Source organism: Halobaculum gomorrense, from assembly GCF_900129775.1.
Classification (GTDB): Archaea; Halobacteriota; Halobacteria; order Halobacteriales; family Haloferacaceae; genus Halobaculum; species Halobaculum gomorrense.
The window spans coordinates 120,104-142,642 of sequence record NZ_FQWV01000006.1 but is presented as its reverse complement, the minus strand read 5'-3'; the positions used below and the strand labels follow the sequence as shown (position 1 = coordinate 142,642).

The 22,539-nt window shown below is 69.8% G+C and carries 27 protein-coding genes and 1 other RNA gene; 12 read left to right on the top strand and 16 right to left on the bottom strand.

All coding sequences use genetic code 11. The features are described 5' to 3' along the window. Positions 1–75: 75 nt before the first annotated feature. Positions 76–909, top strand: a complete 834-nt coding sequence (locus BUE16_RS11820) for a carbon-nitrogen hydrolase family protein (RefSeq protein WP_073309918.1) — start codon at positions 76–78, stop codon at positions 907–909. 69 nt (positions 910–978) lie between these two features. Then, entirely contained in the window at positions 979–1,527 is a 549-nt protein-coding gene (gene dpsA / locus BUE16_RS11815) for a DNA starvation/stationary phase protection protein DpsA (protein ID WP_073309916.1), read from the top strand. Positions 1,528–1,644: 117 nt separating this feature from the next. Here dpsA and BUE16_RS16725 read toward each other — a convergent pair whose 3' ends face one another. Together BUE16_RS16725 and BUE16_RS11810 are read right to left on the bottom strand one after the other, a co-directional pair. Further along, a complete protein-coding gene (locus BUE16_RS16725; protein ID WP_159435762.1) occupies positions 1,645–1,818 on the bottom strand; it encodes a hypothetical protein in 174 nt (57 codons plus the stop codon). Between the two features lie 82 nt (positions 1,819–1,900). Continuing rightward, complete coding sequence (locus tag BUE16_RS11810) at positions 1,901–2,740, bottom strand: hypothetical protein (RefSeq protein ID WP_073309914.1); 840 nt, start codon at positions 2,738–2,740, stop codon at positions 1,901–1,903. Between the two features lie 184 nt (positions 2,741–2,924). Between BUE16_RS11810 and BUE16_RS11805 the strand changes: the two genes are divergently transcribed. Continuing rightward, entirely contained in the window at positions 2,925–4,022 is a 1,098-nt protein-coding gene (locus tag BUE16_RS11805; RefSeq protein WP_073309912.1) for an NADH:flavin oxidoreductase/NADH oxidase, read from the top strand. An 81-nt stretch (positions 4,023–4,103) separates the two neighbouring features. Further along, positions 4,104–5,066, top strand: coding sequence for a DUF7547 family protein (locus tag BUE16_RS11800; RefSeq protein ID WP_073309909.1), 963 nt, complete (start codon positions 4,104–4,106; stop codon positions 5,064–5,066). A gap of 10 nt (positions 5,067–5,076) precedes the next feature. Here BUE16_RS11800 and BUE16_RS11795 read toward each other — a convergent pair whose 3' ends face one another. From BUE16_RS11795 to BUE16_RS11785, 3 genes are read right to left on the bottom strand one after another with little or no spacing between them, the layout of a single operon-like run. Next, entirely contained in the window at positions 5,077–5,472 is a 396-nt protein-coding gene (locus BUE16_RS11795; RefSeq protein WP_073309907.1) for a hypothetical protein, read from the bottom strand. Between the two features lie 6 nt (positions 5,473–5,478). Then, positions 5,479–5,898, bottom strand: a complete 420-nt coding sequence (locus BUE16_RS11790) for a PhlB family protein (protein ID WP_073309904.1) — start codon at positions 5,896–5,898, stop codon at positions 5,479–5,481. Then, a complete protein-coding gene (locus BUE16_RS11785) occupies positions 5,895–7,052 on the bottom strand; it encodes a thiolase family protein (protein WP_073309902.1) in 1,158 nt (385 codons plus the stop codon). The genes BUE16_RS11790 and BUE16_RS11785 overlap by 4 nt, the downstream gene beginning before the upstream one ends. 154 nt (positions 7,053–7,206) lie before the next feature. On the opposite strand from BUE16_RS11785, the gene BUE16_RS11780 reads away from it, so the two are divergent. From BUE16_RS11780 to BUE16_RS11770, 3 genes are all read left to right on the top strand, one after another. Then, positions 7,207–7,620: a DUF7548 family protein gene (locus tag BUE16_RS11780; RefSeq protein WP_073309899.1), complete on the top strand. Its 414-nt coding sequence runs from the start codon at positions 7,207–7,209 to the stop codon at positions 7,618–7,620. Between the two features lie 74 nt (positions 7,621–7,694). Then, an RNA gene (gene ffs / locus BUE16_RS11775) (signal recognition particle sRNA) lies at positions 7,695–8,009 on the top strand. Between the two features lie 111 nt (positions 8,010–8,120). Then, a complete protein-coding gene (locus BUE16_RS11770) occupies positions 8,121–8,393 on the top strand; it encodes a DUF7111 family protein (protein WP_073310071.1) in 273 nt (90 codons plus the stop codon). 49 nt (positions 8,394–8,442) lie between these two features. Here BUE16_RS11770 and BUE16_RS11765 read toward each other — a convergent pair whose 3' ends face one another. Next, entirely contained in the window at positions 8,443–9,831 is a 1,389-nt protein-coding gene (locus BUE16_RS11765; protein ID WP_073309897.1) for an NAD(P)/FAD-dependent oxidoreductase, read from the bottom strand. A gap of 153 nt (positions 9,832–9,984) precedes the next feature. Here BUE16_RS11765 and BUE16_RS11760 point away from each other — a divergent pair, with 153 nt between their 5' ends. Beyond that, complete coding sequence (locus tag BUE16_RS11760) at positions 9,985–11,010, top strand: zinc-dependent metalloprotease (protein ID WP_073309895.1); 1,026 nt, start codon at positions 9,985–9,987, stop codon at positions 11,008–11,010. Between the two features lie 26 nt (positions 11,011–11,036). Here BUE16_RS11760 and BUE16_RS11755 read toward each other — a convergent pair whose 3' ends face one another. Together BUE16_RS11755 and BUE16_RS11750 are read right to left on the bottom strand one after the other, a co-directional pair. After that, positions 11,037–11,258, bottom strand: a complete 222-nt coding sequence (locus tag BUE16_RS11755) for a hypothetical protein (protein WP_073309893.1) — start codon at positions 11,256–11,258, stop codon at positions 11,037–11,039. Next, the gene (locus tag BUE16_RS11750) at positions 11,258–11,650 is read right to left on the bottom strand and encodes a nuclear transport factor 2 family protein (protein WP_073309891.1); all 393 of its coding nucleotides are present in this window, start codon (positions 11,648–11,650) and stop codon (positions 11,258–11,260) included. The genes BUE16_RS11755 and BUE16_RS11750 overlap by 1 nt, the downstream gene beginning before the upstream one ends. Before the next feature lie 102 nt (positions 11,651–11,752). Between BUE16_RS11750 and BUE16_RS11745 the strand changes: the two genes are divergently transcribed. After that, the gene (locus BUE16_RS11745; RefSeq protein WP_073309889.1) at positions 11,753–12,151 is read left to right on the top strand and encodes a hypothetical protein; all 399 of its coding nucleotides are present in this window, start codon (positions 11,753–11,755) and stop codon (positions 12,149–12,151) included. 193 nt (positions 12,152–12,344) lie between these two features. On the opposite strand, the gene BUE16_RS11740 is transcribed toward BUE16_RS11745, so the two are convergent. From BUE16_RS11740 to BUE16_RS11725, 4 genes are all read right to left on the bottom strand, one after another. Beyond that, positions 12,345–13,862: an RtcB family protein gene (locus BUE16_RS11740; RefSeq protein WP_073309887.1), complete on the bottom strand. Its 1,518-nt coding sequence runs from the start codon at positions 13,860–13,862 to the stop codon at positions 12,345–12,347. A gap of 80 nt (positions 13,863–13,942) precedes the next feature. Further along, on the bottom strand, positions 13,943–15,112 hold the full coding sequence (locus BUE16_RS11735) for a DoxX family protein (RefSeq protein ID WP_073309885.1): 1,170 nt from the start codon (positions 15,110–15,112) through the stop codon (positions 13,943–13,945). A gap of 74 nt (positions 15,113–15,186) precedes the next feature. After that, positions 15,187–15,651 (bottom strand): archease, encoded by a 465-nt coding sequence (locus BUE16_RS11730; protein WP_073309883.1) that lies wholly within the window; start codon positions 15,649–15,651, stop codon positions 15,187–15,189. Positions 15,652–15,686: 35 nt separating this feature from the next. Beyond that, positions 15,687–16,910: a DUF502 domain-containing protein gene (locus BUE16_RS11725; RefSeq protein WP_073309881.1), complete on the bottom strand. Its 1,224-nt coding sequence runs from the start codon at positions 16,908–16,910 to the stop codon at positions 15,687–15,689. Between the two features lie 129 nt (positions 16,911–17,039). Between BUE16_RS11725 and BUE16_RS11720 the strand changes: the two genes are divergently transcribed. Further along, positions 17,040–17,513, top strand: coding sequence for a GNAT family N-acetyltransferase (locus tag BUE16_RS11720; RefSeq protein WP_073309879.1), 474 nt, complete (start codon positions 17,040–17,042; stop codon positions 17,511–17,513). Positions 17,514–17,759: 246 nt separating this feature from the next. On the opposite strand, the gene BUE16_RS11715 is transcribed toward BUE16_RS11720, so the two are convergent. Then, positions 17,760–18,872: a pyridoxal-phosphate-dependent aminotransferase family protein gene (locus BUE16_RS11715; RefSeq protein WP_073309877.1), complete on the bottom strand. Its 1,113-nt coding sequence runs from the start codon at positions 18,870–18,872 to the stop codon at positions 17,760–17,762. 170 nt (positions 18,873–19,042) lie between these two features. On the opposite strand from BUE16_RS11715, the gene BUE16_RS11710 reads away from it, so the two are divergent. Continuing rightward, a complete protein-coding gene (locus BUE16_RS11710) occupies positions 19,043–20,260 on the top strand; it encodes a cystathionine gamma-synthase (RefSeq protein ID WP_079991623.1) in 1,218 nt (405 codons plus the stop codon). 215 nt (positions 20,261–20,475) lie between these two features. After that, the gene (gene asd / locus BUE16_RS11705) at positions 20,476–21,516 is read left to right on the top strand and encodes an aspartate-semialdehyde dehydrogenase (protein WP_073309876.1); all 1,041 of its coding nucleotides are present in this window, start codon (positions 20,476–20,478) and stop codon (positions 21,514–21,516) included. Positions 21,517–21,579: 63 nt separating this feature from the next. Here the strand turns inward: asd and BUE16_RS11700 are convergent, their stop codons facing one another. From BUE16_RS11700 to BUE16_RS11690, 3 genes are all read right to left on the bottom strand, one after another. Continuing rightward, on the bottom strand, positions 21,580–21,759 hold the full coding sequence (locus tag BUE16_RS11700) for a hypothetical protein (RefSeq protein WP_073309875.1): 180 nt from the start codon (positions 21,757–21,759) through the stop codon (positions 21,580–21,582). Positions 21,760–21,851: 92 nt separating this feature from the next. Then, positions 21,852–22,193, bottom strand: coding sequence for a hypothetical protein (locus tag BUE16_RS11695; protein ID WP_073309874.1), 342 nt, complete (start codon positions 22,191–22,193; stop codon positions 21,852–21,854). 113 nt (positions 22,194–22,306) lie between these two features. Next, complete coding sequence (locus BUE16_RS11690; RefSeq protein ID WP_073309873.1) at positions 22,307–22,486, bottom strand: hypothetical protein; 180 nt, start codon at positions 22,484–22,486, stop codon at positions 22,307–22,309. Positions 22,487–22,539 lie beyond the last annotated feature (53 nt).

The window sequence follows — 22,539 nt, the reverse complement described above, 5'->3', positions numbered from 1 at the left end:
GACGCGGGCGGAACGCGGACGGCCCGTGGGAGGAGGACCGCCGTCGTTTTGCGGCCGGGGGACGAGTGGTTCGGCGTGCCAACCGTCGCCGTCCCCCAGCTGTCGGTCGCCGATCTGGACCCCGCGACGAACCTCGACGCCGTCACCGAGCGCGTCGCCGCCCTGCCGGACCGCGTCGATGTCGCGGTGTTCCCGGAGTACGCGCTGACGGGCTTCGTCGCCGACGAGCGCGCCTGCGATGCCGCGCTTGAGCGCGACGGGCCGGAACTCGACCGGGTCCGGTCGGTCGCGGCCGCACACGACCTCGCGGTCGTCGCGGGCTACCTCGAACGCGGTGCGGGCGACGACCGGCTGTACAACGCCCTCGCGTACGTCGCCCCCGACAGCGACACGACTGTCTATCGAAAGCGACACCTCTGGGCTGGCGAGGCCGACGTGGTGACCGCCGGCGACGAGCGGGTCGTCGTCGAGACGCCCGCGGGGTCGACTGGGCTCGTCACCTGCTACGACCTGAACTTCGTCGGCGACAGCGCAGCGTTCGCCGCCGAGCGGGTCGACGCGCTGTTCGTCGCCGGCGCGTGGCCGGCGGCCCACTCCGAGAACTGGCGGCTCCTCCTGCGTGCCCGCGCGCTCGACGGCGTTCGCTGGGTCGTCGGTGCGGGTCGGACCGGCGCGCGCAACGTGCCGGACGCCCCGCTGACGGAGTACGCTGGGCGGTCCGCGGTGGTCCGCCCCGACGGGCACGTCGCGGCGGCGCTCAGCCGCGGCGAGCGCGACCTCGTCGCCGATCTGGACCCCGCGGTGCTCGCCGAGCAACGGGAGTTCATCCCGGTCCTCGAAGCGACCGAGAACGACGGTTCGACCCGTCGGAACTCCCGTCCCGGTTCGAGAAACAAGAACGGTGTTTAGGTATTCCAAAAGAAATCTTGTCGTGAGGTGGGGTTTTATGTGTCTGGCGAGCGTACGTTTGGGTACAGTATGAGTACGCAAAAGCGTGTGCTGAAGTCCGCGGGCGATGTCGAGGGAAGCGAAGCGCTTCGGATGGACGCCGACAAGGCAGCGCAGATCATCGACGCGCTCAACACAGACCTCGCGGCGACGTACGTCCTGTACCACCAGCTCCGCAAGCACCACTGGAACGTGGAGGGCGCCGAGTTCCGCGACCTGCACCTCTTCCTCGGCGACGCGGCAGAGAACGCGGAAGCGTTCGCCGACGAGCTCGCCGAACGCGTGCAGGCGCTCGGCGGCGTCCCGCACGCGTCCATGACGACGCTGCAGGCAGAGGCGCCCATCGAGCCCGAAGACGAGGACGTCTACGACATCCGCACGTCGCTGGCGAATGACATGGAGCTGTACGGCGAGATCATCGAGACGCTGCGCGAGCACGTCGAACTCGCCGACGGTCTCGGTGACCCCGCGACCGGCGAGATCCTCCGCGAGAACATCGTGCAGGTCGAGGAGGACGCCCACCACATCGAGCACTACCTCGAGGACGACACCCTCGTCACCGAGGGAACGATGCAGTAAGCCGGGACGCGACGGACACCAAGGTCGATTCACGGTCGATCCGTTCTTTTCGAACCGCCGCGTCAATAGCTGCGGGTATCGATCAGAGACCCCCAGAACCCGCACCGACCCCAGTGCTCACCGCTCCAGATCGACCGTCAGGTCCGTCGAGATCCACCCGTCCGCGTTGCCGTTCTCGGTGAAGACCGTTCGGTCGGGACACGTCCGGAGGGCGGCCACCGGGGCTTCCGAAGTGAAATCGGGCTCGGACGACGCCTCGTCGTTCCGCTCCGCGAGCACATCGTGAGTCATTACCGTTCTCTCGTGGACCCGTCGACATATAGGTTTTGGATGGCCTAAACAGTAGGCCGACCTAAACCGCCGGCGCGGTCGGTCACTCGTCGCGACCGATCCCGCACCCGGATATGGTGTCGCACTCGACGCCGCGCTCCTCCAGTGCGTCGACGACTGCATTCATCCCGATCGCGTCGCTGGCGATGTGACCGGTGACGACGAGAGTCTTCCCCGTGTCGCCGAACTCCTCGCGCAGGTCGGCGGTGTCGCCGGCGCCGACGTGGATGTAGAGGACGGTGTCGACGCCGTGCTCGAAGTACGCGCGGGCGACCGAGGCGCCCCCGTTCGTCCCGCCGGCGTGGTGGACCGCCACCTCGCCGAGGTCGTTGTCCGGGTCGCCGACACGGAGGCGCACGTCGGTCTCGGCGGCGTGGAGCTCCGGGATGTCGCTCAGGGCGTCGACGAACTCGCCGGCGGTCGCGTCGTCCGCGAGCCCGTCGGCGACCTCGCGGAACACCCGGCGGCCGTACTCGTCGGGCGCGAGGTGGGTGTTGAGGTACGGCTGGTCGAGCAGCTCCGCGACGCTGGGGTCATGTCGGTAGTTGCTGGAGTGGCCGCCGTGGTCCATCCGCGAGCGCAGGTCCGCGACCGCCTCCTCGGCGACCGACTCGGGGACGCCGTGGTCCGTCATGAACTCGACTTGCGTGTCGAGCACCTCGGGGAAGTCGAGGCGGGCGCTCATCCCCGTCGGGTGGTGCGCGAGCGCCAGGTCGTACCCGCGGTCGTGGGCCAACTGGATCTCGGGCGATTCGAGGTCGATGCCCACGAGCGCGGACTCGATGTCCTCGCCGGGGACATAGACGGTGCTGTCGGCGGGGGGCTCGTCCCAGTCGACGAGGTCGAGACTGATCTGCATGATCTCCTCGGTCGAGAGTCCCATACGCGCCCCTGTCGAAGCAGGGGTGAAAAGCCGCAGGAACCGGAAGCCTGCGCGGGGCCTCATGTCCGCATGCGGGGACCCGGACCGCCGTCGGCATCGGTCGACGCCGCCCCGTCGCCGACCGGTAGTGGCAATCCCCGCTGTCGCCGCCAGCCGTTTGTACCGCCCCGGTCGTACCGAGGACATGGTCGATCACCTGTTCTCCCCGCTCACGCTGCGCGACACGGAGGTTCCGAACCGCGCGTTCGTCTCGCCGATGTGCCAGTACTCGGCGACCGAGGGGCTGCCCTCGGACTGGCACCTCGTCCACCTCGGCTCGCGCGCCGTCGGCGGGGCGGGCCTCGTGATGGCCGAGGCGACCGCCGTCTCGCCCGAAGGCCGCATCACGCCGCAGGACACCGGGATCTGGACCGACGAACAGGCCGACGAGTGGGCTCGGATCGCCGAGTTCGTCGCCTCGCAGGGGTCGGTCCCGGCGATCCAGTTGGCCCACGCCGGCCGGAAGGCCTCGACGCATCGCCCCTGGGACGGTGGCGACCCTGTCTCCCTCGAGGAGGGGGGCTGGGAGGTGGACGCGCCGTCGGGACCGTACCCTCGCGACGGCGACGAACACCCGACGAACAGCCTCTCGTCGGCGGAGATCGACGGCGTGATCGAGGACTTCCGGGTGGCCGCCGAGCGCGCGCTCGACGCCGGCTTCGAGGTCGCCGAAGTGCACGCCGCTCACGGCTACCTGCTGCACGAGTTCTGCTCGCCGGTCGCGAACGACCGCGACGACGAGTACGGTGGCTCCTTCGAGAACCGCACGCGCCTCGTGCGCGAGGTGACCGAGGCGGTCCGCGAGGTGTGGCCCGACGACAAGCCCGTGTTCGTGCGCATCTCCGCGACCGACTGGATCGACAACCGCGAGTCGTGGGACGTGGAGCAGTCGGCGCGGCTCGCCCCGCTGCTGGCCGAGGCCGGCGCCGACCTCCTCGACGTGAGTTCGGGCGGCATCTCGCCCGCACAGGAGGTGCCGTACGCCGGGCCGAGCTACCAGCTCCCGTACGCGGAGACTATCCGCGAGCACGTCGCCGAGGTCGGCGCCGACCTCGCCGTCGCCGCCGTCGGCGGCATCACGGAGCCCACGCAGGCCGAGGAGATCGTCGCCAATGGCCGCGCCGACGCCGTGCTCATGGCACGCGAGTTCCTCCGCTCGCCGTACTGGCCGCTGCACGCGGCCGACGAACTCGACGAGGAGGTCGAGTGGCCGGTGCAGTACCGGCGCGCGAAGCCGCGCTGAGCGGCCGCGATACCCAGTCGTTCCCGACCGCGTCCGTCAGCGTGTGAACTCTTTTGCCGGGACGCAACAAAGAGCTCCGCTATGAGCCAGTCCTCCCGCGGTCGCGACGACGACGACCTCGAGACGCTCGTCTCCGAGTTGGAGGCGACGCTCTCGGACCTCCGCGCCGAACTCGTCGAGCGCGAGCGCGCGGAGCGACGCACGGACGAGCGGGGCGAATCGGGCGAACGGTCGACCGCCACCCGCTGGGAGCGCCGTGATCGCGGTCGGCGCCCGCCGCGTCCCCCGTCTCCGGGGGAGCTGTTCCGGTTCACGAGCGACTACACCATCCCGACGGTCGTGGCGCTCCTCGAAGCGACGATCGAGGCGCTGGAGCTCCTCCGGGGCGTGATCGACCTCGCCGCGCCCGGCGAGGCGACGGATCGTCGTCGCCCGCGCGGCTCTCGACGCGGGCGTCGTGACCCTCGCGACCTCGCCCGCTCCGTGTTGTCGGACGCGGTCGCCGGGGGCGTCAGCTCCGCGACCGACCGGGCGGCCACCGACGCGGCGGACGCGCTGGAGCGCCTCCGCGAGACGCTCTCGGAGGCGGACATTCCCGAGGACGAGGAGAGTCGCGATCTGGTCGCCGACGCGCGCGAGTTGAGCGCGGAGTTGGAGCGTTGGGTCCGCCAGTCCCGCGAAGCGGTCGACCGGGAGCGCGCGCGGGAACGACGCGCGGACCGCGGAGACGACGATGGAGCCGCGCTCGACGATGGAACCGCGGTCGACGACGGTCCCGTCAGCATCGAGGTCGGCGAGCCCGGCGAGCCCGGCGACCCCCGAGGGGGCGGCGACCGCCCCGCTGCCGACCACGAGACGAGCGCCGCGACCGAACCGGCCGCCGAAGACGAGGGCGCCGCCCCCGAGGTCGACGTGGACGCGGAGTTGGAGTCGATCAAGCGGGAGGTCGGGAGGCAAAACGAGGGGGACGGAGACGACACCAACGGTACCGAAGCCGCCGGCGACGGCGACGGTGACGACGCGGGCGACGGCCGGGCGGTCTGATTCGTCCCGGTCAGGCGTCGTCGGGCCGGTTCGCGTACAGTTCGACTACACCACCGGCGAGGCCGAGGAGGACGACCGCCGGCCAGCCGAGCAGCAGCCATCCGAGCGGGGTCGGACCGACCGGACTCGGCGTCGTCGCAGGCGCAACGTACCGTAGCCAGGTCGCAAGCGCGGCGCCCAGGAACGCGACCGTGGGTACCGCCGTCGGCGCGACGAGCCCGCGGGCCGCGCGCGCCCACCCGGCGACGGCGCCCGTGACGACCGCGCCGACGACCAAGTACGCGGCGGTCCCCGGGGCCGGGTCGGTCACGTCGAACAGCGCCAGCGCGCCCCTGACAGCGAGCAGCGAGACGGTGGCCCCGACGCCGACGGCGGTTCGCGTGCCGAGTCGCGAGGCCTCGGACACGGGCCGCTACTCCACCGGGCGGAACCGGAAGCCGTCCCACTCCTGGCTGTCCGGGTGGCGGATGCCCGCCTCGGGGTCCCGGAGCTTTTCGCAGTACACCGGTTCGACCTCGTCGCCGATGTCGATGTCGCCGGTCGTCGCCTGGCCGATGGCGCGGACGGGCTCGCCGTCCACGTCGAACTCGACGACCGCGACGTGGTTCGGCTCGCGCACACCCGGCGGCGTCGCCGTCGACGTGGTCCAGGTGATCACCTCGGCGGTGTGCTCGCTGAGATCGACCGTCCCGACCGGCGCCTCGCCGCCCGGGCCGACCGGGTGGGCCGGATAGGTGATCGAGCCGTCCGGGTAGCGAGCGGCCTCGAAGGCCGGGGCGTCGTCGCCGGCAGTGCCGACGGCGTCCTCGTCGAGAGTCGCGTCGTCGCTCATGCGTCCACCTCCTCGAGGATCGCGGTGGTAACGCAGTTCCCGAACCCGCCCACGTTGCACGCGAGCCCCACGTCGGCCTCGACCTGCCGCTTTCCGGCCTCGCCGCGCAGCTGCTGAACGATTTCGTACGCCTGCGCGACGCCGGAGGCGCCCAGCGGGTGCCCCTTCGACTTCAGGCCCCCGGAGGTGTTGATCGGCAGCTCGCCGTCGCGCTCGGTGCGGCCCTCCTCGACGGCCTTCCAGCCCTCGCCCTTCTCGGCGAACCCGAGGTCCTCGAACTGGAGGAACTCGAGGATCGTGAACATGTCGTGGAGCTCTGCCACGTCTACGTCGTCCGGGGACAGGTTGGCCATCTCGTACGCTTGCTCGCTCGATGCGACGACGCCACGCATCGTCGTCGGGTCCGCGCGCTCGTGGACGACGTGGGTATCGGTCGCTCCGCCGATGCCCGAGACGCGGATGTACTCGTCGGCGTGCTCCTCGGCGACGGAGACGGGACAGAACATGAGCGCCGCCGAGCCGTCCGTGATCGGACAGAAGTCGTACAGCCGCAGCGGGTCCGCCACGATCGGGGAGTCGAGCACGGTGTCGAGGTCGACCTCCTTGCGGAACTGGGCGTGTGGGTTGTCGACGCCGTTCTTGTGGTTCTTCACGGCGACTCTCCCGAGGCTCTCGCGCGGTGCGTCGTACGTGTCGAGGTACAGGCGCGCGGTGAGGCCGGCGAAGCTGGGGAGCGTGAGGCCGTGTTTGTACTCGCAGGGGTGGGTGAGCGAGGCGATCACATCGGTCGCCTCCGCGGTCGTCTTGTGGGTCATCTTCTCGCCGCCGACGAGCAGCGTCATGTCGGAGGCGCCCGAGGCGACGGATTGCCACGCGGCGTAGATGCCCGCGCCGCCCGAGGAGGAGGTCTGGTCGATGCGGGCGGTGTAGGCCGGTACCGCCTGCAGGTCGTGCGCGAGCGCGTTCGGCACGCCCGTCTGTCCCTCGAATTCGCCGCTGGCCATGTTCGAGACGTACAGGTGCTCGACGGCGTCCGCAGCGACGCTGGCGTCGTCGAGACACGCCTGTCCGGCCTCCGCCAGCAGCTCTCGTATCCACGCGTCGCGCTGCCCGAACTGGGTCATAGACGCGCCGATGATCGCAACGTCTTCCATACTGGTCCGTCCGCGGGGGAGCACTTCGGCGTTCCCCTTCGGCCGACACGGCGCGGAGCCCGCACTCGTCGCGGCTTCCCGGCCGCCGGCAACCTCACCCACGCGGCGGCCGGAACGCTGGCCGTTAAGTACGGCCCGGCCGGTATCCGACCGTATGAACCTCGCCGAGTCCGCGCCGGTCACGGGCGTCGCCGCCTGCATCGCGCTGCTTCTCGTGTTGGCCGCGCCGTTCGTCCTCATCGCCGACACCGGAACGGGGCTGAACGTCTACTACGCTTCGGGCAGCGTCGGCGCCGCGGGCGTGGCGTTCCTCGCGGTGCTGCTGGTCGTCGTCTTCCTCTCCGGGCGACAGAAGCGGCGCCCCGCCGACACCGTCGCCGGCGTCGCGCTCGTCGCCGGCGTCGGGCTGCTCGCGCTCGCGCTCGCGTGGGCGCTCGCGGTCGACGTGCAGAACCTCTACTCGTTCCCGCAGTCGGCGACGTGGATCCTCTGGCACCGCTGGCTCGTCGTCGGCGTCGCCGCGCTCGTCCCGCTCAGTGCGGGCGCGTTCGCCAGAGCCGTCGTGTAACCGCCGGCTGTCGATTCCGACCGCCCGACGGCGGACCGGACCGCAAGGCCCTTAAGTCACACCGAGCTATCTCGGAATGGACTAGGTCGGGCAGTTAGGCCCTGCTCGTCTCCCGCAATAGAGTCTTCAGCGGGGACCGAACGCCGGAGGCGTCCGGGGCGCCCACCGCGGGCCTCGGAAGCTGACGGAGAAGCCTCGTCCGCCGGGGACGACGGTCCGCCGGGACGCACCCGCAGGGGTGCACTCCCACGGTTCGCCGGTGGCACCGGGCCAGGCGCGGAAGCGAGCAGCCCACCGCCGGACGTCCGTCGCTCGTCGGGTCGCGGGGCGGAGTCAGCGACCGGGATTCCCCTCGGTGGAACTCCCGGGCAACTCCGGCCCGTCCGCTATTCATCTCGTATTTCGACCTCGCGAGCGACACCGCTCACAGTCGGGCCGTCGGAGACGGCGTCGCGGGCCGGGACCGCAACCACCGAGTACCTCCCGTCCGATGGTCACGCATGAGCAGCGGAGAGGCCGACGGCACCACCGCGATGTACGAGGAGACGGAAACCGAGCGCCTGCTGACGTTCGAGCGCGACGGCCGCCGCGCGGCGGTGGCGCAGAATTTGGAGGGGTACGCGATGTTGAAGTTGCGCGACGGCGGCGCCGCCGGCGACGAACTGGAGCGCTACTACGGCTTCGACATGGCGCTGGACCACGTCGCGGAGCTGCTGGGCGTCGCGGTCACCGACCTCCCGGTGCCCGAGGACGCCGAGGACATGGGGATGTAGGCCGGTCCGGAACAGCGGCGCAGCCGCGGCGAGCGACGCCGTCCGCGGCTCAATAGGCGTACTTGTCTTCGGTCAGCTGGACGTACTGGCCGTCGCGGTTCCGCCATTTGATCCACTGGTACCGCAAGAGGAGTTTCGTCGCGCCCCAGCCGGCGCCGAACGTCTGCTCGAACATCCCGAACCCCTTCTCGGGGGCGAGCATCTCCCGGCCGATCCGGAACGTGTCGTCCCAGTCGTCCGGGCCGTAGTCGCGACACAGCTCCGCGAGCGCGACGTTGCGCAGCACCTCGTCGCCGATCGCCTCCTTCCAGCGGTCGTTGTATGCGGACACGTCTCCCGCGGCGGCCAGCTCGCCGGCGATGGCGCCGGTTCGGACGGCGACGTGGTCGCCCCCCTCGTGGAACGCGCTGGTGGTACCCATCGCCCCACCGGTCACGCAGACGCCGGCGTCGACGGGGCTGTCGATCGGGTTCGTCGAGGAGATGGGGTACGTCTCCGTGCCGTTCGTCTTGCCGGCGTCCTCAACGATTGGGAAGTCCGCCTCGATGTCGTACTCGTCGCCCCACTCGCGCTCGAGGATCCGCCGGACGTACTCGCCTCCGGAGGGGACGCGCTCGTCGTCCTCGCGGATGAGCGCGTACTCGTCGCGGTCGTCCACCTCGTCGAGGTCCATCCCGATGGGCATCGTCAGCCCGACGCGACAGACCCGGTCGGCGTTGGGGAACACCCACGGGTAGGCCGTGTGACCGGGCATGACACCCCACCAGAACGTGATGGCGCCGTCGACTTCGTCGTACACCTCCCGCGGGAACTTCCGGTACTCCTGGTAGGCAATGTGGTTGGTCTCCGTCGAGGCGAGCAGCTCGGAGGCCTTCCGTCCGTCGGGAAGGAACCGGTCGAGCACGCGGTTCGTCACCGTGCGCTGGGGGCCGTCCGCGAGCACGAGGAAGTCCGCGCCGATCTGCTCGCCGCCGGCCACCGAGAGCACGTGGCGGGCGTCGTCGCCGCCCGCGGAGCGGTCGGTGTCGACGTCCCGCACGGAGGCCCCGACGCGGTACTCGGCGCCGGCCTCCTCCGCCCGGTCGCGCATGAAGTCGTCGAAGCGCGCGCGGTGCATCGTGTAGCCGAACCCGTCGTAGCTCGATTCGATCCCGGTCGAGCGGAGCGTACAGGCTTCGTTCGGGCCGACGAACTCGGCGCGGTCCAGTTCGTCTTGGAGGACGCCCTCGGGGAACTCGTCGGGGTGGATCCCCATGATGTCCACCCAGTAGTCCAAGATCCCGGCGGCGTCCGTCGAGTCCGGGCCGAGCCCCTCCCGGTCCGCGCGGGGGACGCCCTTCTCTAGGACGACGGCGTCGGCCCCGCGGGAGGCGGCGGCGTGGGCGGCGGCCGACCCCGCCGGTCCGCCGCCGACGATGGCGACGTCGACTCGTTGCATGCTCCGATCGGGCCGCGGATCGCTCTTAAATCGTCCGAACCGGACCAGCGAGGGATCGTCTCCGCCGGACCGGTGGGGGATCGTCCCCGACCCCGTCGCGGGCGCGTCCGGGACCGGGGGAAGGCCTATGCCGTCGGCTGGCCGAGTATCGGTATGGATCTCTCACGGAGCGTCCGCGCGATCGCCGACGCGGCGGACGCCCCGGGCGGCGTCATCGACTGGGACGCCGTCGCGGAGGCGGCGAAAGGTGGCTGCGAACCGGGCGACCTGCGGATGGAGCCCGCCGAACGCGCGGCGTTCGCGGACGACGTTCGCGCGGCCCGCGACGGGCTGCGGGCGGCCTCGGGCGTCGAGTTCGATCTCCCCGACAGCATCGAAGTACAGCACCGACATCACTGGATCGACGCGAACGTCGAGACCTTCTGTCGGGTGCTCCGCCCGTTGGAGGAGACCGCGACCGGCGAGGGCGTCGTTCCAGGCGTCGCTCGGTCGCTGAACACGGGGACCATGGCAGTGACGATGGCGTTTCTCGCGCGGAACGTCCTCGGGCAGTACGACCCCCTCCTCCTGGCGGAGGCCGACGCCGACGATCACGGCCTGTACTTCGTTCGGCCGAACATCCGGCAGGCGGCGGTCGACCTGAGCGTCGGCTACCCCCGCTTTCGCCGCTGGATCGCCTTCCACGAAGTCGCCCACGCCGCCGAGTTCGCGGCCGCGCCGTGGCTACCGGGATACCTCGAAGGCCGACTCGAAGCCGGGATCGAAGATGGGGTCGGGTCGCTCTCCGACGACTCGTCACTTCTCGATCTGGCCCGCGGCGGGGGCGCCGGGGAAATCTCCACCGCCAGCGACGCGTTCGCCGACCTCAACACGGCGATGACGGCCGTCGAGGGGTACGCCGAACTCCTGATGGACCGGGCGTTCGACGACGAGTACGACGACCTGCGGGCCAAACTCGACGCGCGTCGCCAGGACGGCGACCCGATCACCGATCTGTTCAAGCGACTGCTCGGCTTCGGGATGAAGCGCCGACAGTACGAGCGGGGCGCGGCGTTCTTCAGGGCGGTCGCCGACCGGAGGGACCTCCGCACCGCCTCGCTGGTGTGGGAGTCCCCCGAGCACCTCCCGCGCAACGCGGAACTCGACGATCCCGACGCGTGGATCCGACGGGTGGTGTGACACCGGGCGCCGCGATCCGGCCGATCTTACCGCTTCGGCGAGAACTCCCCCAGCGTCCGCACGACGAACCACGTCAACGCCGCTCCAATGACGAGCGAGGCGCCGACGGCCGCCGCGATCTGTACCGGCGTCGGGTCCGCCTGCAACGACACCAGCCCCCCAGAGACGCCGATGAGGAGGACCATCCCGATCTTGAGCCGACGGTTCGTCTCATCGCGCTCCTCCTTCGTGATGCTCGGACCGACCATCAGCGATCGGCGTCCCCTGCGAGGTCGCTCGCGGCCGAGACGTGCAGGCCTGCGAACGCCCACCCGTCGTCGGTCGGGAGGAGCGTTCCACTCCAGCGCGTCTCGAATGAGTGCTCGGCGAACGCCTCGGCGTCGTACCACGTGAGCGACACCGCGTCGCTGACGGCGGCGGCTTCATCGCGCTTGACGACCCGGAGGTCGTGGCTCTCGACAGTCCACTCCTCGGTCGTCCGGGTCTGCTCGCGGAGGCCCTTCGCGACCTCGGCGTACCCCACCAGACGCTCGCTGATTCCTACCTTCACAGTCGCGGGCGATTCGACAAAAAACGGCGCGAGCGCCTCGCCCGCGCGGAGGGCGTCGTAGTACGCCCCGACCGTCTCCTCGGGTGACATCGACTACCGACTCGGGGGCCGGGGGCTTGAAATCCGCGTTCGGTCGTCGACGAACGCCCCGGTCGCCGACGGAGGCAAGTGCCGTCGCCCCGTCGGTCGAGTATGGGTTACCCGGTCACGTACTACTGTCCGCACTGCGGCACGCTCGTCGAGTTGGAGCGCGACGGCTACCTCTCGGACAAGGCGGTCACGCCGTATCCATTCGAGGGCTGGGAGTACGTCGACCCGGACGAGGCGTTCGAGGACGGCGCCGCCGACGGCGTCGCGTTCGTCTGCGGCGAGTCGCCGCCGGTGGTTCCGGACACCGATGCCGTCGAGAGCGACGATGAGGGCTGCGGCGAGCGATTCTACCTCTCGTTCGTGCGCTTCGAGGACGGGCGCGAGATCGACCCGCGCCGAGCCGATACCGACGGCGAGCGCGTCGAACTGGCCGAGGGGGGCGGGGCCAGGGGACCGCGCGGTCCCGACGGTCCCTCCGGGCCGACGGGCGGGTTCTACTGAGCGGCCGTCGCACCCGTCCACGGTCGCCGCCGCGGGGGCAACACGAACGTTCTTCAGCGATGACGGGACCACTCTCGCCGTGTCCTGACGACGGACGCGGCGCGTCCGCGGGTGTGCGACGCAGCGCGCCGCGAGCGGACGCCGCGTCGCCTGTTCGCCAGAACCACCTCACAGCGGCAGCAGCGGCGCCCGCTCACCCCTTGATGTTGCAGACGGGGAAGGTCCGCGCCACCTTGTCCCCGATGCCGAGCGCGTCGCTCACGCGGACGACCTCGTCGATGTCCTTGTACACGCCGGGCGCCTCCTCGGCGACCGTCGCGCCGGACTGCGCCTTCACGTAGATGTGGTCCTGATCGCGGAGTTCGTTCTGGACTGTCTCCCCCCAGTACTCCTGTTTCGCGGCGGTTCGGCTCATCACGCGCCCGGCGCCGTGGGCCGTCGAGCCGAAGGTCTGCGAGAGCGACTCGTCGCCGCCAACGAGCACGTAGCTGCCGGCGCCCATGCTCCCGGGAATGATGACCGGCTGTCCCACGTCGCGGTAGGCGGCCGGGACCTCCTCGCGGCCGGCCGGGAACGCGCGCGTGGCGCCCTTGCGGTGGACGTACAGCTCTCGCGCCTCGTGAGCGATAGCGTCCTCCGCCGGGACCGCGTCGCCGTCGGCGTCGACGCCGACCTCGTGGACCTCCTTTTTGGCGATGTTGTGGGCCACGTCGTAGAGCAGTTCCATCTCCAGCTCGTCGGCGTCCGCGCGGAACACCCGCTCGAACACGCGGCGCGTCCGGTGGGTGATGAGCTGTCGGTTCACCCACGCGAAGTTGATCGCCGCACACATCGCGCCGTAGTACTCGTCGGCCAGCTCCGAGCCGGCGGGCGCCGCCGCGAGCTCCTTGTCGGGGAGCCGATCGAGCAGATCGCCGTGCCGCTGTTCGATCTTCCGGAGATAGTCGGTGCACACCTGGTGGCCGAGCCCGCGCGAGCCGCAGTGGATCAACACGACGATCTGGTCCTCCTTCAGGCCGAACGAGTCGGCGACGGCCTCGTCGAACACGTCCGTGACGCGCTGGACCTCGAGGAAGTGGTTCCCCGAGCCGAGGCTCCCGAGCTGGTTCCGGCCTCGGTCCTTCGCCTTCTGGGAGACGAACTCGGGGCGCGCGTCGGGCCGACGACCCTCGTCCTCGCAGTGTGCGAGGTCGTCCTCGGTGGCGTACCCCTCCTCGAGCGCCCACTCCATCCCGCGTTCGAGTACCGCCTCGACGGTGTCGGCGTCGCCCTCGACGATCCCGCCGCCGCCGAGCCCCGAGGGGACGTTCGCGAAGAGGCTCTCGACGAGTTCCTCCTCGCTGCCCCGAAGGTCATCGTACGTGAGGTTCGTCCGCAACATCCGGACGCCGCAGTTGATGTCGTAGCCGACCGCTCCCGGCGAGATACAGCCGTCCCCCGCGTCGGTCGCGCCGACGCCGCCGACCGGGAAGCCGTACCCTTGGTGACCGTCGGGCATGCACGCGGCGTACGTCGTGATCCCCGGGAGGTGTGTCGCGTTTCGGAGCTGTTGGAGCGTCTTATCGTCGCTGATCTGTTCGAGGAGCGCGTCGCTCGCGAGCACGCGAGCGGGGGCGTTCATTCCCCCCTCTTTCGGGATCTCCCAGACGAACTCGCGGACCTTCCGGAGCTCGATGCCGTCGTACTCGCGGGTCTCTGGCGTGTCGGTCATGTGCGTAGCTCCCGTTGGCGGACGGAATAGCGTTACTACCGGTCGGTGTCGCCGGCAGTCGACGGACCGACGGGTCCGAGCTACCGGCGGTTGGCGTCCCCCGGGCTGCCGCCGGACGCACCGGAGGGGTTGGATGCGGCGCTTCGAACCGCGTCTGCACCCATCTCGGGCGCTCCGAGTTCGTTCGGGGTCCTGAACACCGCGGTGTCGATCGAGAACGGTCCGGCCCCGGTGACGAGCAGCACCGACACGAGCCCGAACAGCGAGATGTGCGCGAGCACCGGGTCGTCGGGCAAGCCGAACAGCGTCGTGGTGAACACGACGAACGCCGCCGCGGAGCTCGCGCGCGTGAATAGTCCGACCACGAGCAGGCCCCCAAGGAACAGCTCGGTCGCCGCGGCGCCGAGCACCCACAGCTCCGGGGGTACCGGCACCAGCGTCGACAGCCCGTACTGCTCGACGACCGCCAGCGCCTGCTTCGGCGCGAGCAGCTTCTCGGCGAGCGCGAGGTACATGAAGACGATTCCCATGCCGACACGAACAATCGTCGGGACGAACTGCCGATACGGGTCGAGGCGCTCCCCGACCGGAACGGCGATTCGTCGGTAAAACGGGTCGAACTGAGAGTACACCGTCTCGTCGTTCGCGGCCAGTCTCGCGATGACGTGATCGGCGCTCGGGCGACCGCCGCCGACAAGGACGATCGCGAGCAGGCCGGCGACGTACTCGAACGCGAAAAACAGCGACGGGTGCACCGGGAGCAACGCGACGTACGACACCAGGGCGATCCCGGCGACGAACCGCGTCGCCAGCCCGAACAGCAGCGCGAAGCCGACGGCGACGCCGAACAGTCTGATCGGGACCGCAGTATCGGCCGCTGTCACGAGCGGCGTGAACAGATAGCCCGCGAACCCCGCACCGACCATCGGGAGGCCAATACTGAGACGGAGCAGCCACGGCAACAAGTCGGTATAATCGGCAAGCGCGCGACGGATCGCGGCCACGTCGGATCGGAGCGGGCGGAGCCAGAGGTATCCGGCCATCGTCCCGATGACCGCGACGCCGCCGCCGCCCAGCGCGGCGACGACGACGGGCTCGGACAGCGCGGCCGTCAGGAAGGCGATCGGATCGCCACCGTTCGTGTCCGTGACGTACTCCACGTGTGCGGCGCCGACCTCCGAGAACCCCACGATGAGTCCGATGAGGGCGGCGACGTGTCCGACGACGGTGTACCGAGAGTGTAGTCGCATCGCCGTGTGTAGCAAGCGCCGGCTGGTAAGTCCTGTGACCAATTCACACGCTCCGGACGATCACGCGTCGGCGATCACACGTCGAACACGACGTACGCGCGCCAGCCGCCGTCCGTCTCCGCGAGCTCCATCTCGGAGTACGTTACGGCCTTCACGTCCCGGGCAACGACATCCGCCAGTGGGATGCCGCGAGCGCTCGCTTCGACGAGCCACCCGTCGCCGTCGGATCGGACGGTCGCGCGGTGGTCGGAAGGTAACACGGCGCGCACGTCCCGCTCGTAGATGCACTGGTCGAGGTAGTCGAACAACGCGGCCTCGGGCGACTCCGCCCGGACGCGCAGGTCGAACCGGTCGCCTCCGTCGGGTATCTCCTCGCACATGGCCGCCGTCAGCCCGTCCGCGACGGCGGCGAAGACGCCGCCCAGCGAGTCGGCGGTCGCGGCGACGGCCACGTCGGCGGTGTGGTCGCGCAGTTCGAAGCGACCGCTCGCGTCGGAGTCGGCGGTATCGGGCGCATCCCGCTGTGTGTCGTCGCTCACGGCTCGGATCGCGGTTCGCGCTCCCGGCTGTTAACCTACTCGGCGTCGTCGTTCTCTTGGCGGCCGTCTCGTGGGCCGCCGGCGCCCGCGCGCTCGGCACTATCGGGCACGTCGGACCCGCCGTCGTCTCGCCCCGGTCGCCCGACCGAGGATCGTCCCTCGGTCCCCTCGCGCGCGTCGGCCGGTCGGTCGGCGTCGCGTTCCGGCACACGCTCAGTCTCGTCCGATTCGACCTCGTAGCGACCGGCCTCGCATGCCGGCGTCGACGTTGCCTCCGTGCCGCCGTACAGCGAGTACGGTTGGCGGTCGTCCGCACCCGGCCCGTCGGCGACTTCGTCGTCGGGCGGGTCGCGCTGCGCGCGCGTCCGCCGGGCCACGTCCGTCGGCGTCTCCGACCGCGCCGGGTCGACTTGTCGGTCCCACGCCTCGTCTCGCTCGGCCTCGACCGGGTCGTCGCGGCGGACGTCGGGCGAGTTGGCCTCGGGGTCGAGCTGTTGGTCCGCGTACTCGACTCGCGAGAGGCTCCGGAGCTGTTCCTCCGAGAGGCCGCCGCCGTCGGCATCGGCGCCGTCCGCCACCGCGACGCCGCTGGTGACGACCGCGCGGATCCCCTCCTCGACGGTCATCTCCACGTCCATCACCCGGTCTGTCGGCACGTGAACGAGGTGTCCGCCCATCACCGGGTTGGGCGCTAACGGCAGGAACAGCGTCTGCATCCGATCGTGGCCGGTGGGTTCGCGGAGCGCCTCGGGCGTCTCAGTCGTGAGGAACCCGAGCGTGTACGCCCCCTCGTGGGGGAACTCGACCAGCTTCACGTCGCGGAAGTTCTGGGCGTCCTCGTTGAGCATCACGTCCGACATCTGCCGGAACGACTCGTAGACGGACCCGATCCCGGGGACGTGCGCGACGGCGGCGTCGAAGTAGTCGACGGCGATTGCCCCGTACCGCGTCGCGTTGATCAGCAACCCGACCGCTAGGATGGTCGACGCGAGCACGACCGGCGTGAGCAGTTCGATCAGCGCCTCCTTCGTGACCGAGAGCCTGACGCCCGACAGGGTGAACGCGTACCGAGCCTCGGGACTGAGATCGAGCACCAGCGTGGAGAACAGGTCGAGATACTCGTAGACGTAGCGACCGGCGACCGCGAGCACGATGAGCGAGAGCAACAACGGGACGACGACGGCCACTCCGGTGACGAACGCGCTTCGGAACGCCCTGACGACCGACCCGGTCAGCTCGTCGGGCGACCACTTCGACATTGCACATTCGAACGAACGTGGGAAGTAAAATGGTGCGGGATCCCGGTGAGCGCCCGTCGAGAACGACTGTGCGGCGACGAGCGCCGCCGACGGTGGAATTAAATGCGCTTCAGCAGTAGAGACATCAGCGTGAGTGTCAACGTCGAAAAGCGCATGGATCCCCCGGGGAACGCCGACAACGCGGCGGCCGCCTGGGCGCTGAAAGAGGAGATACGCGAGCGCGAGGGCGTCCTCAAGCAGCGGCGCGGCTTCTTCATGAACGCTTACAAGCGCGCCGCCTGCCACCTGCTTTTCGAGGACGACGAGCTCGTCGGCTTCGCCGCCACGCGACGCGACGGCTACATCCTGTTTCTGGCCGTCGCACCGTGGGTTCGGGGACGCGGCTACGGTGAGCGGCTCGTCGCCGAGGTCGCCGAGGAGAACCGTTCGGTGTCGTGTCACGCGCGGACGACGAACGAGGCGGCGCTGGCGTTCTACGAGCATATCGGCTTTCAGACCGTCCGCCGGATCGAGAACTACTACGAGGACGGCGGCGACGCGTTCTACCTGAAGCTGGGCGACGATTCCTCGCTCACCGACCGGCTCTCGAAGTTCCTCCGGTAGCGGTTTGTACCGCCGGGCGCTAGCTGCGGGTGCGCGCCTTCAGTCCCCGCCCCAGTAGACCCGCTAGGGTGCGATGACGGTGCGGAGAACCCGGGCGCGCGACACACGGCCCGCCGCGAGCCGCGATCGCGGACGCCCGGCACGAGGGTTTACCGGCCGACGCGGCACGCCGCCACGGGATGACGCCGGCTCGTTAGTGTTCCGGGCGACACGTCGCCAATCGATGAGCCGGACGGCCGTCCGGACCTACAGCCCGGCCACGTCCTCGATGGCGTCGGTCAGCGCCCGGATTGACTCCACGTCGTGCTCGCCCATGTGGCCGATGCGGAACGTCTCCTCGCCGAGTTGCGAGCCGTAGCCGTTCGAGAACACCATGTCGTACTCCTCGCTCACCTGCTCGATTGTCCCGGCCACGTCGATGCCCTGCGTGTTCTCAATGCACGCGACCGTCTGCGACTCGTACCCCTTCTCGGGGAACATGCCGAAGTGTTCGTCCGCCCACTCGCGGGTGTACTCGGCCATCTCTCGGTGTCGGGCGTTGCGCCCCTCGTGGCCCTCCTCCAGCATGTACTTCATCTGCTTTCGGTACGCGAGCATGATCGGTATCGCTGGCGTCGAGTGGGTCTGCCCCTTCCGGTCGTAGTAGTCGAGCGCGCGCTGGAAGCCGCCGTACCACGACGCCGACTCCTTCCCCACCTCGCGCTCATACGCCTCGTCGCTGACGATGCACACCGCCAGCCCGGGCGGCATCGCGAACGCCTTCTGCGTCGACGCGAAGATCACGTCGATGCCGTGGGCGTCGATGTCGACGTAGTCGCCGCCCAGCGCCGACACCGCGTCGACGACGAAGTACGTGTCCGGGTACTCGGCGGTCACGTCGCCGATCTCCTCGATCGGGTTGCGCACGCCGGTCGAACTCTCGTTCATCACAGTCGCGACCACGTCGTAGTGTTTGTCGGTCGCTTCGAGGTGCTCGCGGATGTCCTCGGGCTTGATCGCCTCCCCCCACTCGTACTCCAGTCGGTCCACGTTCTTGCCGAGTCGCTCGGCGACGTTGGCGTGGCGCTCGCTGAAGCTCCCGCACGTCGGCACGAGGATGTTCTCGTCGACGAGGTTCAGCGTTGAGGCCTCCCAGAACTCGGTCCCGGAGCCGGTGAGGATCATCACCTCGTTGTCGGTGCCGAGAAACTCCTTCGTGTCCTCGACGATGGTCGTGTACAGATCCGTCATCCGGTCCATCCGGTGGCCGAACATCGGCTGGGCCATCTCCTCGATCACGTCCTCGCAGACCTCGGTCGGGCCGGGGATGTACAGCGTCTTCTCGGGGTAATCGTTCGTGTACTCGCGTTTCTCGGTCACGAAATCACCTGATATCGATTCCTCCGGGACCGGGCGGCAAGGTGTTTGTGATTCCCCCAACGGTGGTGCCCGCCGCGGCCGGCAGCCGACGGAGCGAACAGAGGTGGGGAACGCCGGCACTCTCCGCCCGAATGGCAAGAATCACACCGACCGGTACCGTCGAGCCGGGTATGACCGACCGCAGCGACCACGGCGACGGCGACCCCGACGCGACCGACACCGACGCGGACGGACCGCAGTTCCGCATCGAGACGACCGCGATCCACGCCGGCCAGCAGCCGGAACCCGAGACCGGCGCGCTGATGACTCCCATCTACGCCAACTCCACGTACGAGCAGGACGGCCCCGGCGACCACCGCGGCTACGAGTACAGCCGCACCGGCAACCCAACGCGCACCGATCTAGAGGCGAACCTCGCGGCGCTGGAGGACGGCGAGTTCGGCCGCGCGTTCTCCTCGGGCATGGGCGCGATCAACACCGTGCTGAATCTGCTCTCCGCGGGCGACCACGTCGTGACCGGCGACGACGTGTACGGCGGCACCCACCGGATCTTCACGCAGGTGTACGAGGAGTACGATCTGGAGTTCGACTTCGTCGACACCACCGACCACGACGCCGTCCGCGACGCGATGCGCGAGGAGACTGAACTCCTGTGGGTCGAGACGCCGACGAACCCCCTCATGCGGGTGAACGACATTGCGGCCCTCGCGGACATCGCCCACGAGCACGGCGCGCTGTGTGCCGTCGACAACACGTTCGCGACGCCGTACCTCCAGCGCCCATTGGAACACGGCGCCGACATCGTGAGCCACTCGCTGACGAAGTACCTCGGCGGTCACTCGGACGTGGTCGGCGGCGCGCTGGTCACCGACGACGCCGACCTCGATGAGCGCATCGGCTTCTACCAGAACTCCGTGGGCGCGACGCCGTCGCCGTTCGACTGCTTCCTCGTCCTCCGGGGGACGAAGACGCTGCCCGTGCGGATGGACCGACACTGCGACAACGCCCGCGACCTGGCGGCGTGGCTCGACGACCACGACGCCGTCTCGCGGGTGTACTACCCCGGTCTCGACTCCCACCCGCAGCACGACCTGGCGAGCGATCAGATGGACGACTTCGGCGGCATGCTCTCGTTCGAGTTCGACGGCACGCTGGAGCAGGCGAGCACCGTCGTCGAGGAGACGGCGGTGTTCACGCTCGCGGAGAGCCTCGGCGGTGTCGAGAGCCTCATCGAGCAACCCGCAGCGATGACGCACGCCGCGATCCCGAAGGCGGAGCGCGAGGCCGCCGGCCTCACCGACGGGCTCATCCGCGTCTCCGTCGGCGTGGAGCACATCGACGACATGACGGCGGACCTCCAAGCGGCGTTCGACGCGGCGCTGGAGTAGTCGCGCTCGCAGCACCGACCCGCGGTTTCGGGCCCCCGTCCGTACCGGCCGGACGGGTCGCCGCGGACGGGCGACGATCCGTTGGCGACGAAGGCCGCGCGTCGACGGACTCTCGGCGACCCCCGGGTGTTCCCGACGGACCGCGACCGCGGCAACTCTCGCCGCTCCCACCCGTATCCGAAGCGTCTTATTCGCCTGTGACACAGGGGCACACAATGACGCATCGAGTCGGCATCCTCGGCGCCACCGGCGCTGTGGGCCAACGGTTCATCCAACTGCTCGACGGCCACCCGCAGTTCGAGATCGCCTGTCTGACCGCCAGCGAGTCGTCCGCCGGCAAGCCGTACCGCGAGGCGGCCAAGTGGCGCCTGGACTCGGCCATTCCGGAGGCCGTCCGCGACACCACCGTCCGCTCAACCGACCCCGCGGCGATCCCCGACGACGTGGATCTGCTGTTCTCGTCGCTCCCCTCGGGGGTCGCCGCCGAGATCGAGCCGGACCTGTGTGAGGCGGGCTACGTCGTCTCCTCGAACTCCTCGAACGATCGGATGGCCGAGGACGTGCCGCTCACAATCCCCGAGATCAACCCCGACCACCTCGACCTGATCGAGGTCCAGCGCGACGAACGCGGCTGGGACGGCGCGCTGGTGAAGAATCCGAACTGCTCGACGATCACGATGGTGCCGACGCTTTCGGCGCTCGACGAGTTCGGCCTGGAGCGGGCGCAGGTATCGACGCTGCAGGCGGTGTCGGGCGCGGGCTACTCGGGCGTCACCTCGATGGAGATCATCGACAACGCGATCCCCCACATCGGCGGCGAGGAGGAGAAGATGGAGACCGAGAGCAGGAAGCTCCTCGGGTCGTTTGACGGCGCCGAACTCAGCCTCCATCCCGCGGAGGTCGCCGCCTCGTGCAACCGGATCCCGACGATCGACGGCCACCTGGAGAACGTCTTCGCCGAACTCGCCGACGACCCGTGCTCCGAGGAGGTCGCCGCGGCGATGGAGTCGTTCCCGAGCGCCGACCTCCCCTCCGCTCCGGACCAGCTCATCCACGTGTTCGGTGACGACCAACCCGAGCGCCCGCAGCCCCGGATGGACCGCATGCGCGGCGACGGAATGCAGATCGTCGCCGGCGGCGTCCAGTCGACGCCCGCGGGTGTGAAGTACAATTGCCTCGCGCACAACACGATCCGCGGCGCCGCCGGTGCGTCGCTGCTCAACGGCGAGCTGCTCGCGAACGACGGCTGGATCTGAGTCGGGCCGCGAGGAGCAGGCGGAAGAGAGCGGGGGACCGGTTTGGGTCCGTCTCCGTCGGGCTCAGCGGAGCACCGCCCGATCGGAGAGGCGAATGTACGCGAACACCGCGAGCGGGACGAGCAGCGCGATTGCCGGGATGTAGACGCCCGCGGCGACGAACTTCATCACGACCAGCACCGCGGCGACGAGGATCGTCCGGTGGAGCACCGTTCCGAGGATCTGGTTCACCGGGTCGCCCATGGATCGACTTCGGCACGTAGTCGGGTAAGCGCGTCGGCGTATCGGTCGCGTCGACGGTCGAGCCGTGAGATACCGACCGAAGCGCCGTCGCGCTATTCCCGCCAGGCGACCGTGAGCCCGACGGCGATCAGGACGGCGCCGACGCCGACGAGCACGAGCTCGACGCCGCCGGACGGGTCCGCAGCCCCCGCAGCCCCCGACGCGCCTGTCGCGGCGTCGGCGGTCCGGGGGTCGGTGAGGAGCAACAGCGCCTTGTCCTGCGGGAGGACCCCAGGATAGGTGGCGTCGGCGGGCGCCTGGAAGAACCGGATCAGCGACGGGCTCGATTCGGCCGAGCCCGCAACCGCCCCGAGCGACAGCCCGAGGCCGGCGGCGATCACCCCAAGGAGGGCGATATCGAGCCCGTTGCCGATGAACGTCTCACGGACGCGCACGGCCGTACTGTCGGTCGCGTCATAGATACGTCTTGTCCCCGATCGGTGCCCGGACACGGCGACTCGGACCGTACGAGCCCCGACCCGTCGCCGAGCCGTTCACCGCGTCCGCGTCACTGCATGAGCCACGCGTCGGTGAATGTGAGGTACGCGAGGAACGCCAGCGGGAGCAACAGGCCCCCGGCGGCGACGAAGAGCCCCTCCACGAGCAGCTTCAGGACGATTGCGACCACCGAGGCCACGATGGTCGTGTTGAGGATATTCGCGCTCAGGACATCCGTGTACACGTTCACGGGCCGGCTAGACAGCCGATACCGAAAAAGAGCGCGTGAGAACCGCTGTGACG